Origin of the sequence: Streptomyces bambusae (assembly GCF_020532645.1) — a bacterium.
In the GTDB taxonomy this organism is placed as follows: domain Bacteria; phylum Actinomycetota; class Actinomycetes; order Streptomycetales; family Streptomycetaceae; genus Streptomyces; species Streptomyces bambusae.
In genome coordinates this window covers 1-11,755 of the sequence record NZ_JAJAUZ010000111.1, presented here as the reverse complement: position 1 = coordinate 11,755, position 11,755 = coordinate 1, and the positions used below count along the sequence as shown (strand labels likewise).

Genomic DNA, 11,755 nt, shown 5'->3' with positions numbered 1-11,755 from the left:
ACTCCCCTGCGCGAGCGGTGCGTTACCAACTGTAGCGCGACGGGGAATATTTCTTCACCTCAACTGGAAGATTGAGGCGCCCTTGGCGTTGAGGCACCCGAACGCGCGAGACTGCTGCCGATTACCGGCCGAAGGGAGTCGCATGGGAGCCAGGACCGCGCCCACGGAACGACAGAGGCGCCTCGGTGCGGAGCTGCGGAGGATGCGGACGGCCGCAGGACTCGCCGCCGACTACACAGCCGCATTGCTGGGCGTCGACCGGGCGCGCATTTCCGCCATGGAGTTCGGCCAGCGGACCATCACACCCGAGCGGTTGCGCACGCTCGCGTGCAACTGCGAGGTGGCGGACGAGGCGTACGTCGACGCGCTGGTCGAGATGGCGAAACCGGCCGGGCGCCAGTGGTGGGACCGCTACCGCGGCCATCTCCCGCCGGGTCTGCTGGACATCGCCGAGCTGGAAGCTCACGCCAGGCGCATGCGTACCGCGTTCTCCATGCACATGCCCGGATTGCTCCAGACTTCGGACCACTCTCTCGCCGTGTTCCGGATGGTCATCCCGGCCCTTCCAAGCCATGAGATCGCCCTCCGCCTCGCCCACCGGGCGGAGCGTCAGCAGATACTGGATGGCGACGACGCGCCCGAGTACACGGCGCTCGTGCACGAGGCAGCCCTGCGCATGAAGTTCGGAGGTCGGACAGTGGCGCGACAACAACTGGGCTACCTGCTTGCGCAGTCGGAGCGTGAGAACGTGCACCTGCGCGTACTCACATTCGAAGCTGGGGCCTTCCCCGGTGCCGGCCAGAACGTCTTCTACGCGGAGGGCCCCGTGCCACAGCTCGACACCGTCCAGCTCGACTCTGCACACGGTCCTGACTTCCTGCATGCGGACACGCAGCTTTCGAAGTACCGAGCACATCTGGACCTGATGGAGGAGCTGGCCTTGTCCCGTGAGGACTCGCGCGACTTCATCCGCAACGTGCTCAGCGAACTGTGAGGAGATGACCATGCCGGACATCACGTGGGAAGAGCCGTACTGCGGCGAAGGCAACGCTTGCTACCGCATCGGCGTCGACGCCACCGGCAACAGCTACATCGCCGTAGCCGGCCGGGAAGACCACCCCCTGACCGACACCACCGAAGCCCTCCGCCAACTCATCCGCGACATCAAAGCCGGCAAGGCCGACCACCTGCTCTAGGGCGCCGGCGCAGACCTCTCGGCCAGCTCCTCGAACAGGGCGTCCAACGCACCGAGCGAGTCCGGACCGCAGGCCGCCTCGAAGACCCGGCCGTCGCTCCAGGCGATCGTCCAGCCACCCCCGGGGAGGTCCCGCCTCTCCCGGGGCAGGACGACCCCCTCCAGCTCCGTCTCCGCCACATCGATCCGCACGTGCCACCCGGGGTTGTCCGTCGTCACCACCCGGACCCCGAACTCGTGCTCCCACTCCCCATCACACTGAGCGGCGTACCAGCCCGGCACGTAGCGCAGCCCGCTCACCCGGCCGCTCCGCCCTGAAGTCGGCGGACGTCGGGGTGGTCTTCCCAACCCCGCGCCCGGCAGGCGTGGAGAAGCTCCGCACAAGCCGCCGCCAGGGACTGGCCCAGGTCGCGGGCGTCGACCGTGACGGCGACGTGCCCGTGGGCGGATACCGTGACACGCCCGTCACCCGTGCCGGTGAGGTCGATCCAGAACGGTCCGTCGAAGAACCGGACCCGTCGGCGCCGGCCCTCCCCACGACTGACCTCGGCCACCGCGTCGAGCAGCTCCGCGAGGAACACGACCGGCATGTCGTTCCACCCCGCCTCCGGAACCGCCACCCCACCGACGTCGACCCAGACGTCGCCCCAGATGGCCCCCGACCGCGCGAGCTCCAGCGAGCGCGCCTCACAGAACACCCCGAACCCCATCACCCTTACCTCCATACCGGATAGGCGGTCTCAATGATCCCTGTCGCCTTGTTCACCCACATCTCGATCCGAAGCCCTCCCGCAGAACCTCGCAGGAAGACTCGATCTCCCTGGGAGCGCCCGGCAACGGAAGACGACTTGTAAGCACGGCGAATCGTCGATTTGATCTGGCGGGCAGACATGTGGTCGGGAAACGTCGTTTTGATCCCGCTCCGCCGGTAGGTCTTACCCGCTGCGGTGTGCCGGTCGAGAACCTGATCCATGTCGACCCCGACCTTGCGCCACCCGGGGAGGTTGACCGGCTTGGTACATCCGCTGTTATGAACCAGCACCGGCGCCCCGCCCGCCAGCACATGGTACGTATGCAGGTCGTCGACCGTTTGTAAACCGAGGCCGGGCGGGCGGAGCGGCTGATGGCCGTGATCTGGACGTGGGTGCCCGTTGAGGTGCGGAGCCATTGGCCGGGGCGGAGGGTGTCGGCGTCGCGCCATTCGGCGGCGGACGGGACCCAGAAGGGGTGGCCGGATGTGGCGGTGACGGTGCCCCGGCTTCCGTCTTCGGCCCTCACCGTCACGTCGACCAGGGACTCCTCGCCGGAGCCGCGGATCAGGGCGGTGGCCGGGCGGGGGCCGGTTTCACCGGTCTCCGGGTCCGCGGCGAGGACCTGGTCCCCGATCTCCACGTCCGCGATGCGCTTGCGGGTGCCGTCCGCCAGCAGGACCTCGGTGTCCGCGGTGAAGCTGTTACCGGGCCGCGGCGACTCGGCCAGGAGGGGCCGAAAACACCGCACCCGGCCGACGGCGTCGGCCGGGGCTGTGGGGGTTCGTCGGGGAAGGCGGGTGGGTCAGGCGAAGCGTTGGGTGGGGGCTCCCGTGCAGGGCTGGAGGCGGGCCGGGGACTTCGGGGTGGCCACCGTGAGGCACATGTCGGGGGCGGCGACCGGGCGGATCGTGGCGCCGTCGCGGGTGAACTGCTGGTTGGCGGCGCCGTGGCAGTTCCAGAGGATCAGGGCGGTGCCGGCGGTGTAGTTGCCGGCGGGGGCGTCGAGGCAGCGGTCGTGGGTGAGTTCGGTCTTCAGGGACTTGCGGGCGGTGTCGTACCACCAGCCCTGGTTGCGGCCGCCGTGGCAGTCCCAGCCGAGGACCGCGGTGTTGTTGGCGCTGGCGCTGCCGTTGGTGTCGAGGCAGTTGCCGGTGGCCTCGTTCTTCAGCGGCCTGAAGAGGTCGTCCCAGGCGCCGGGCTGGAGGACCGGGGTGCCGGTGCTCGCCGGGTCGGCGCAGCTCGCCTCGGTGAGGCCGGAGTTGTAGAAGCCGGTCAGGCAGGTGGCGAAGGCGCCGTGGCCCTTGTAGTTGGGGTGGAACGACTGGCGGGCGGTGTTCTCGTCCCACGGGAAGTGGTCGCCGAGGTCGAGGTAGAGCCCGCGGGCCCAGGTGTCCTCCATGCAGACCTCGTGGCCGTGGAAGAGCCGGGAGTTGTCGAGGTAGAGGGCGCCGGAGTTGCGGGCGGCGGCGCGCATGCCCTTCTCGAAGGCGGGCACGGCCTGGTTGCGGCCCCAGGTGGCGTCCGAGTCGTAGCCGGCGCAGCCGCCGGGGAGCTTGCCGGGGAAGTTCGGGTTGTCGTAGAAGTCGGGGCCGATCGGGCTCGGGTAGCCCATCAGGACGAGCTTGTAGTCGGAGTCGGCGTACCCGGCCTGCCGCATGACGGTCTTGAGGTCGGCGACGGTGGCCTCGACCTTGGGCCGGAGGCCGTCGACGCGGGCCTGCCAGCCGGGGGCGTACTTCGGCTCGCAGACGCCCTGGCTGAGCACCCAGCGCGTCACGCAGTCGGTCATGACCGGGCCGAACTGGAGGTCGTCGTTGGCGCCGGCGACCAGCAGGACCATCTTGATGCGGGTGTTGCGGGCCTTGATGGCAAGGCTGTCGGACTGGACCAGCTCGTCGGCGTACTGCTTGCTGCCGCCGATCCGGATGTTGCCGGTGTACGCGCCGGAGCAGGCCACGTTGAACGTGAGGTCGGCGGGGATGCCGGTGCGGTGGATGGCGGTGTCGGGCGAGCGGTGGCACTGGTTGGACGCGGTGTTGGTCGCCGGGTCGTAGTTGCCGACGCCCTCGCCGGAGATCTCGCTGTCGCCGAGCGAGATCAGGCCGGTCTTGCGCTCGGCCATCGGGCGGATCGCGGAGTCGCCGTAGATCCTGACGGCTTCGGCCGCGCGGACCGCCTCCAGCTCGGGCGGCAGCGGCGTGACGGCGGCGGACACCCCCGCCACCGGGGCCGCCTGGGCCGTCGGGGTGATCGCGGTGACGCCGCCGACGGCGGCCGCGAGTGCCGCGAGCGCGGCGAAGGAAGATCTGAGTCGGGGTTTCACACGGGTCATGGACGCCTCCCGGGGTCAGTGTTACCCCCGGTATTTACTGGCCGGTAGGAGTCTTGGGAACACTTCGAACAAGACAATTGCTCAAGTTTTCAGGGAATTTGAGGAGGCGGTGGAGATGGCCGGCAACCAGCACGGCGACGCGTACCGGACCGAGCACGACTCGATGGGAGAGGTGCGGGTCCCCGCGCAGGCCAAGTGGCGTGCGCAGACCCAGCGGGCCCTGGAGAACTTCCCCGTCTCGGGGCAGCGCCTGGAACGGGCCCACATCGAGGCGCTGGCCGGGATCAAGCGGGCGGCGGCGGTCGTGAACGCCCGCCTGGGGGTGGTGGATCAGGACATTGCCGACGCGATCGCCGGCGCCGCCGACGAGGTGGCCGGGGGCCGCTGGGACGAGCACTTCCCCGTGGACGTCTTCCAGACCGGTTCCGGCACCTCCTCCAACATGAACATGAACGAGGTGCTGGCCACCCTCGCCGGGGAGCGGCTGGGCCGGGACGTGCACCCGAACGACCACGTCAACGCCTCGCAGAGCTCCAACGACGTCTTCCCGTCGTCCATCCACATCGCCGCGACGGCGGCCGTCACCCGGGACCTGATCCCGGCCCTCGAGCACCTGGCGGCGGCCCTGGAGGCGAAGGAAGAGGAGTTCGCCGAGGTCGTGAAGTCCGGCCGGACCCACCTGATGGACGCCACCCCTGTCACCCTGGGCCAGGAGTTCGGCGGGTACGCGGCCCAGATCCGGTACGGCGTCGAGCGGCTGCGGGCGGCCCTGCCGCGGCTGGCGGAACTCCCGCTCGGCGGCACCGCCGTGGGCACCGGCATCAACACCCCGCCCGGCTTCTCCGCCGCGGTGATCGCCGAGGCCGCGGCGGCCACCGGACTGCCGCTGACGGAGGCCCGCAACCACTTCGAGGCCCAGGGCGCCCGGGACGCGCTCGTCGAAACCTCCGGCCAATTGCGTACGATCGCCGTCTCGCTGACCAAGATTTCGAACGATTTGCGCTGGATGTCCTCCGGGCCGCGCACAGGATTGGCCGAAATCAATCTCCCTGACCTGCAACCGGGATCGTCGATCATGCCTGGCAAGGTGAATCCGGTCATCCCGGAGGCCGTGCTGATGGTCGCCGCACAGGTGACCGGGAACGACACGACGGTCGCCGTCGCGGGCGCCGCGGGCAACTTCGAGCTGAACGTGATGCTGCCGGTGATGGCCCGGAACCTGCTGGAGTCCGTACGCCTCCTCGCCAACGCCTCCCGGCTGCTGGCCGACCGCACGGTCGACGGCATCACCGCCAACGTGGAGCGGGCCAGGGAGTACGCCGAGTCCTCGCCCTCGGTGGTCACCCCGCTCAACAAGTACATCGGCTACGAGGAAGCCGCGAAGGTCGCCAAGAAGTCCCTCGCGGAACGCAAGACGATCCGCGAGGTGGTGCTGGAGTCCGGCTACGTGGAGCGCGGAGACCTGACCGTGGCGCAGCTCGACGCGGCCCTCGACGTCCTGCGGATGACCCGGCCGTGACCCTCCGGCCCCCGTCCCGGCCGCCGGGACGGGGGCCCTCGGGACCGCGGCTGCCGCCCGAACGAGGGTCGGATTTCAGCCGAATCCAGTCCGTGACCTGCACCGCAGCGGTCCCGGCAGCCCCAGCCCTAAGATCTGCGCATGACAGGTACGGCAGGCAGCGAGCAGGGGACGCACTGGGCGCCCGGGGAGCACATCCTCTGGCGCTATCTCGACCATGCGCCCGGCCCGCAGGGCCGCGTCCACATCTGCCGCCCGGTGACCGTCGTGGAGGACACCACGGACCTGCTGGCCGTGTGGATGGCCCCGGGCACCGAATGCGTCAAGCCGGTGCTCGCCGACGGCACCGCGGTTCACGAGGAGCCGCTGGCCACCCGCTACACCGCGCCCCGCACCACCGTCCGAGCCCCCTGGTGGGGCACCGGCGTGCTCAAACTGGCCCGGCCCGGCGACCCGTTCTCGGTCTGGCTGTTCTGGGACCGGGGCTGGCAGTTCCGCAGCTGGTACGTGAACCTGGAGGAGCCGCGCCGGCGCTGGGCGGGCGGGGTCGACTCCGAGGACCACTTCCTCGACATCTCCGTCTACCCGGACCGCAGCTGGAAGTGGCGGGACGAGGACGAGTTCGCCCAGGCGCAGCGGTCCGGGCTGATGGACGCCGCGCAGGCGGACCGGGTCCGGACGGCGGGCGCGGCGGCACTGGAGCTGATCGAGGCGTGGGGGCCGCCCTTCTCCGCAGGCTGGCAGGACTGGCGGCCCGATCCGAGCTGGGAGGTTCCGCTTCTGCCCGAGGACTGGGACCGCACCCCGGCGCATATGACCTCATGAGACCCTTGATGCGCCCCCGGGGTCCAAACGTAGGATCGTCCTCCGCAAGGCTGCAATCCGTAATTCTGATGCCGTGCGCAAAACTTGACTGAGGATCAGCACCGAGGCCACGACGAGGATCAGGGGGGTCTCCCGGACGAAGTTCCGGGGAAGGAACGGCCGCGGGCAAGGTGCCTGCGGCCCTGAGCGGGTATACCGCGACTGACCGAGTTGAGTGCAGCGCACATCGAGCGCAAACGGACGGAATTCCACGCGTGACGGAGTACCCCACCTCCCACGAGGGCCCGCAGCCGGGAGCCGGGGCCGCGGCGAGTGCCGCGGCCGCCCCGGCGCCGGGCGGCTCCGACGTGCCGCCGCAGCCGAAGGCTGCCGAGCGCGGCCGCCGGGTGCCCCGTGCCGGAGGATCCGCATCCGACTCCGAGGGCCACGGCAAGACTCCGCCGGCCTCCGGCCAGGCCACCCGCGGCCAGAACCAGGCCCCGGGCGCGGGCCCGGCGGGCGCCCCCGGCGAGAAGATCCCCGGTGCCCGACGTGAGCACGGCTCCGGATCCGGAGCACGGGCCCGCGACGAGAGCGCCGCTCGCGCCGCCGCGGCCGGCGCCTCCGGGCCGGGCACCGGCATACCCGCCGGAGCCGGCGACCCGGTGTCCGCGGCCCGTCGCGAGGGCGACCGGCTGCGCTTCGTGGGCGCCGCGACCCGGCGGATCGCCCGCGGCATCGACCTCGACGAGATCGTCCTCGGGCTGTGCCGGGCGACCGTGCCGACGTTCTCCGACGCGATCCTCGTCTACCTGCGCGACCCGCTGCCGGTCGGCGACGAGCGGCCGGCCGGGCCCGTCATCTTAAGGCTGCGCCGCACGGACCGGCTCCGCCCGCTCGACGACCTCGGCGACCCGGCGGCACCGGCCGCACCCGCCGGAGCAGCCGCGCCGGGCTCCGCCGTACCCGGAACCCCGGCCGGCCCGCCCGCGGTCCCCGCCGCCACCGCCACCACCGACACCAGCGGCACCGCCGACAGCCCGAACAGCTCCGCGACCGACGCCACCGACGCCACCGACAGCGCCGCCGAAGTCCTCGACTTCAGCCAGCTCCCCCTCGTCGGCCCGCAGGGCGACCTGCCGGCCGCCGAGCTGTGCGAGATCCGCCCCGGCGGGGCGCTCGCCGAGGTGCTGCGCGGGGTCCGCCCGGTGTTCGGCTCCTCCGCCGCGGCCCGCGCCGCGCTGCCCGAACTGCTGGGCGCCGAGCACCCCGTCCCACGCGGCCAGCGGGCCATCCTCGCGCCGCTGCGCGGCCGCCGCCGGGTGATCGGCGCGGCCGTGTTCCTGCGCAGCCCGGAGCGGCCCGCGTTCGAGGCCAACGACCTGCTCGTCGCCGCCCAGCTGGCCACCCACACGGCCCTCGGCATCGACAAGGCCGTGCTCTACGGCCGCGAGGCGTACATCGCGGACGAGCTCCAGCGCACCATGCTGCCCGAGGGCCTGCCGCAGCCCACCGGCGTCCGGCTGGCCTCCCGCTACCTGCCCGCCGCCGAGACCGCCCGGGTCGGCGGCGACTGGTACGACGCGATACCGCTGCCCGGCAGCCGGGTCGCACTGGTCGTCGGCGACGTCATGGGCCACTCCATGACCTCGGCCGCGATCATGGGCCAGCTGCGCACCACCGCGCAGACCCTGGCCCAGCTCGACCTCCCGCCCGCCGAGGTGCTGCACCACCTCGACGAGCAGGCCCAGCGGCTCGGCTCCGACCGCATGGCCACCTGCCTGTACGCGGTCTACGACCCGGTCTCGCACCGGATCACCATCGCCAACGCCGGCCACCCGCCGCCCGTGTTGCTGCACCTCGGCGGCCGTGCGGAGGTGCTGCGGGTGCCGCCCGGCGCGCCGATCGGCGTGGGCGGCGTGGACTTCGAGGCCGTCGAGCTCGACGCTCCTGCCGGGGCCACCCTGCTGCTGTACACGGACGGGCTGGTGGAGAGCCGGCTGCGGGACGTGTGGACCGGCATCGAGCTGCTGCGCGAACGCCTCGCGGCCACCGCGCAGCTCACCGGCCTGGACCACCCGCCGCCGCTGGAGGCCCTCTGCGACGACGTGCTGGACATGCTCGGCCCGGGCGACCGGGACGACGACATCGCCCTGCTCGCCGCCCGCTTCGACGGCATCGCGCCCAGCGACGTCGCGTACTGGTTCCTCGACCCGGAGGAGACCGCCCCCGGGCGGGCCCGCCGGTTCGCGCGCCGCGCGCTGGCCCGCTGGGGGCTGGAGGAGGAGCTGGGCGACTGCCTGGAGCTGCTGGTCAGCGAGGTGGTCACCAATGCGGTGCGGTACGCGGAGCGGCCGGTGACGCTGCGGCTGCTGCGCACCGACGTGCTGCGCTGCGAGGTCGGCGACGACTCCCCGCAGCTGCCGCGGCAGCGGCGGGCGCGGGACACCGACGAGGGCGGCCGCGGCCTGTTCCTCGTCAACCGGCTGGCCCGGCGCTGGGGTGCGACCCGGCTGAGCAGCGGCAAGGTGGTCTGGTTCGACCTGCCGCTGCCCCGGGCCTGACGTACGGGATACGGCGGAGGGGCGGTCACCGTGTGCACGGTGACCGCCAGGGACCTGGCTCGACAACAGCGCAGCCACAGATGCCGCAACCTCAGGCGTGCTCTTGTCCAGGGAGCAAATTTCGGACAATTTCACCATCGGCTTACGGGGGTGCAAATGATGCACTCTGCAGGAATTCCTGCGCCCCGTCTGGGTCCGTCCGCCTGGCTCACCAAGCAGCCAGTGGCCATACCGGCCCGAAGAATAGAGACTCAAATCCCGCCATATCGGCTCAAAATCAACTTATCGGGGGCCACCCAAACCCTCCGCCAGCTCCACGAATTGCCCCCACAGAACCCCAAATAGCAAATGGACCAAATCCGGCCATTCTGCACCGGAGGACCTTTCGGGGTAATTTTCACGTTTAAGATCGCCGATACGGTCCCGCAGGACGTGGTACTGAAATACAACCCCCAGGGGAAAATATGCAGTCCAGATTTATACGCCTCATTGCTCTCGCGATAGCCCTCTTCGGTCTTAATCTCGTCACTGCCACGCCAAGCACTGCAGCGACATACAAGCCCATGATCAATAGCTTCTACCCGAGCCAGCCGGGCAAATGCGCAACACCCCTTGGCAACAGCACCGCGAACGGCACTGTCATCACGCTGTGGACCTGCAACGGTCACTACTTGCAGCAGTGGCATTGGAACGGCGACAAGATCGTGCACATGACCAGCGGAAAGTGTCTGACACCCCGCGGCGACAGCTACACCAACGGCACGGTCCTCACCTTGTGGCCTTGCACGGGCGCGGACAGCCAGGACTGGATCGAGTCCGAGGCGGGCCCCCTGCCCAGGCTCCATGCCGTGATCAGAACCCAATGGCACAACGACCGATGCCTCACCAACAAGGGCGGCAGCTTCGCCAACGGAACCTGGGTCACCATTTGGGACTGCTCCTTCGGTGAACCGGGCGAGCAGAACTGGTCCCTCTAACCTCGATCTTTCGTGACGGTCCGTCGGTTCTTTCGGCGGGCCGTTTCGGTTGTTCGGGCTGGTGGTGGGCAGGGTGATGGCCCGGCTGTCGCGTCGGGTGGGCGCCGGGTTCCACGGGTCCGGTCGGGGTGGTGCTGCTCGCAGGGATGGGAACGTGCTGGTCAGCCTGGGCTCGGGAGGGCTTCGAGTCGCGCCAGGGCGTCCGTGATGACCTCGGTCCAGGGCCAGTGGCGGGCGAATCTCAGGTGCCGGCGGCGGGCGGTGGTGACGATCTGGGCTGCGGCGGAGAAGAGGCGGAGCCGGAGACGGCGGGGTTCCCACCTGCGGGTTTCGCCGGTCAGGGCGAGCATGGGCATCCATGCGAGGAGGTCGAGGGCGATCTGGACGATCTCCAGCCAGATCTGGTTCTGCGCGGTGTCGTGCAGGGGCAGGTTGCGCAGGCCGGTGGCGCGAGCGGCACGGATGCGGTCCTCGGCGCGTGCTCGCTGGCGGTGCCGCAGTTCGAGTGCGGCGATGGGGACGCTGGTGGTGTTGGTGGCGAACGCGGTCAGCCGTAGTCCATCGGCGTCGGTGATCCGCAACTGGGCGCCCGGGATGAGGCCGTTCCTTGCGGACGATCAGCCGCATCCCCTTCGGCCAGCCCCTGAGGCAGTCGCCGGTGATCTCTGCGACCCAGGCCCCGTCCCGGAGCTCGCCACCGAGCTCGGCCGCTGCCGTCCAGGCCGGGGCGGGGACTTTGAGTACGGCCTGGTGAATCTGCTCGGTGATGGTCATGCCGACCGAGTACGACAGCCACCTGCCCCGCTGGGCGAGCCAGGCGACGAACTCATGAGTGCCGCCGCCGGAGTCGGTACGGATCAGCGTCTGACGTCCGCGCCGGTAATTCTTCGGCAGTTGAGCCAGGGCGAGCCCAGCCGTGGTGATGTGGTCAGCAGCGGTGTTGCTGCCCGCGTTGCCGGGCCTGAGCAGGCCGGCCACCGGTTCCCCGCTGCCATCGCTTCCGTGATCCACGAAGGCCACGAGCGGGTGGTGTCCGAAGGTCTTCTTCCAGGTCGCGGTGGCGTCCTGCTTCTCGGAGTGAGCCAGCACGAGCACCCCGTCCAGGTCCACGATCACCTGCCCTGAGGCGCCCGGAGCCGCGTTCTTGGCCACGTTCCAGACGCGCTCGCGGGCTTCGGCCCGCGCGGCCCGGATCGCAGCCAGGGCCTTCGGCCCAGCAGAGGCGAGAGTGTCATCGTGGACCGGCACCCGGTCCACCGCAGCAAGACCGTCAAGGCGTGGCTCGCAGAGAACGCCGAACGGATCGAGCTGCACCTGATGCCCGGCTACAGCCCCGAACTCAACCCCGACGAGCTGCTGAACGCCGACCTGAAACACCACGTCCACGCGGCCCGCGCCACCTCGACCGACGACCTCGCCCGCGAAACCCGGCGCTTCCTCCACCGCCGACAGCGGCAACCCCACATCGTGACCGGCTACTTCCACCGCCGGCACGTCCGCTACACGATCCAGTAGGAAACTCATCAGTTTCGGCTCAATAAAACGGCCGGCCGAATACTCCGGCCGACCAATTAGTCGCTCGTCGACTACAGGGACTACAAGGTTGTTTGGT

The 11,755-nt window shown here is 70.4% G+C and carries 11 protein-coding genes and 2 pseudogenes; 7 read left to right on the top strand and 6 right to left on the bottom strand.

All coding sequences use genetic code 11. From position 1 onward, the window contains the following. The first annotated feature begins 142 nt into the window (after positions 1 to 142). Both LG634_RS36885 and LG634_RS36880 read left to right on the top strand, forming a co-directional pair. Positions 143 to 994: a helix-turn-helix domain-containing protein gene (locus LG634_RS36885; protein ID WP_226740834.1), complete on the top strand. Its 852-nt coding sequence runs from the start codon at positions 143 to 145 to the stop codon at positions 992 to 994. Positions 995 to 1,004: 10 nt separating this feature from the next. Continuing rightward, a complete protein-coding gene (locus LG634_RS36880; protein WP_226740833.1) occupies positions 1,005 to 1,196 on the top strand; it encodes a hypothetical protein in 192 nt (63 codons plus the stop codon). On the opposite strand, the gene LG634_RS36875 is transcribed toward LG634_RS36880, so the two are convergent. From LG634_RS36875 to LG634_RS36855, 5 genes and pseudogenes are all read right to left on the bottom strand, one after another. After that, positions 1,193 to 1,495, bottom strand: a complete 303-nt coding sequence (locus LG634_RS36875) for an Imm53 family immunity protein (RefSeq protein ID WP_226740831.1) — start codon at positions 1,493 to 1,495, stop codon at positions 1,193 to 1,195. The genes LG634_RS36880 and LG634_RS36875 overlap by 4 nt on opposite strands. Further along, on the bottom strand, positions 1,492 to 1,905 hold the full coding sequence (locus LG634_RS36870) for a hypothetical protein (protein ID WP_226740829.1): 414 nt from the start codon (positions 1,903 to 1,905) through the stop codon (positions 1,492 to 1,494). The genes LG634_RS36875 and LG634_RS36870 overlap by 4 nt, the downstream gene beginning before the upstream one ends. A 5-nt stretch (positions 1,906 to 1,910) precedes the next feature. Beyond that, positions 1,911 to 2,168: an EndoU domain-containing protein gene (locus tag LG634_RS38115; protein WP_264204067.1), complete on the bottom strand. Its 258-nt coding sequence runs from the start codon at positions 2,166 to 2,168 to the stop codon at positions 1,911 to 1,913. 176 nt (positions 2,169 to 2,344) lie between these two features. Further along, positions 2,345 to 2,587, bottom strand: a pseudogene (locus tag LG634_RS36860) (Hint domain-containing protein); the annotation flags it as partial. A 162-nt stretch (positions 2,588 to 2,749) separates the two neighbouring features. Next, entirely contained in the window at positions 2,750 to 4,279 is a 1,530-nt protein-coding gene (locus LG634_RS36855; RefSeq protein WP_226740825.1) for a ricin-type beta-trefoil lectin domain protein, read from the bottom strand. 115 nt (positions 4,280 to 4,394) lie between these two features. On the opposite strand from LG634_RS36855, the gene LG634_RS36850 reads away from it, so the two are divergent. From LG634_RS36850 to LG634_RS36835, 4 genes are all read left to right on the top strand, one after another. Beyond that, the gene (locus tag LG634_RS36850; protein WP_226740823.1) at positions 4,395 to 5,798 is read left to right on the top strand and encodes a class II fumarate hydratase; all 1,404 of its coding nucleotides are present in this window, start codon (positions 4,395 to 4,397) and stop codon (positions 5,796 to 5,798) included. A gap of 141 nt (positions 5,799 to 5,939) precedes the next feature. Then, complete coding sequence (fomD, locus tag LG634_RS36845) at positions 5,940 to 6,623, top strand: cytidylyl-2-hydroxypropylphosphonate hydrolase (RefSeq protein WP_226740821.1); 684 nt, start codon at positions 5,940 to 5,942, stop codon at positions 6,621 to 6,623. A gap of 254 nt (positions 6,624 to 6,877) precedes the next feature. Then, positions 6,878 to 9,166 carry a SpoIIE family protein phosphatase gene (locus LG634_RS36840; RefSeq protein ID WP_372482566.1) on the top strand — a complete coding sequence of 763 codons (2,289 nt, stop codon included), beginning with the start codon at positions 6,878 to 6,880 and terminating at the stop codon, positions 9,164 to 9,166. Positions 9,167 to 9,729: 563 nt separating this feature from the next. After that, on the top strand, positions 9,730 to 10,143 hold the full coding sequence (locus LG634_RS36835) for an RICIN domain-containing protein (protein WP_226740819.1): 414 nt from the start codon (positions 9,730 to 9,732) through the stop codon (positions 10,141 to 10,143). Between the two features lie 161 nt (positions 10,144 to 10,304). Here the strand turns inward: LG634_RS36835 and LG634_RS36830 are convergent. Continuing rightward, a pseudogene (locus tag LG634_RS36830) lies at positions 10,305 to 11,376 on the bottom strand (IS1380 family transposase); the annotation flags it as partial. Between the two features lie 3 nt (positions 11,377 to 11,379). On the opposite strand from LG634_RS36830, the gene LG634_RS36825 reads away from it, so the two are divergent. Then, entirely contained in the window at positions 11,380 to 11,658 is a 279-nt protein-coding gene (locus tag LG634_RS36825) for a transposase (protein ID WP_372482565.1), read from the top strand. The last annotated feature ends 97 nt before the right edge of the window (positions 11,659 to 11,755 follow it).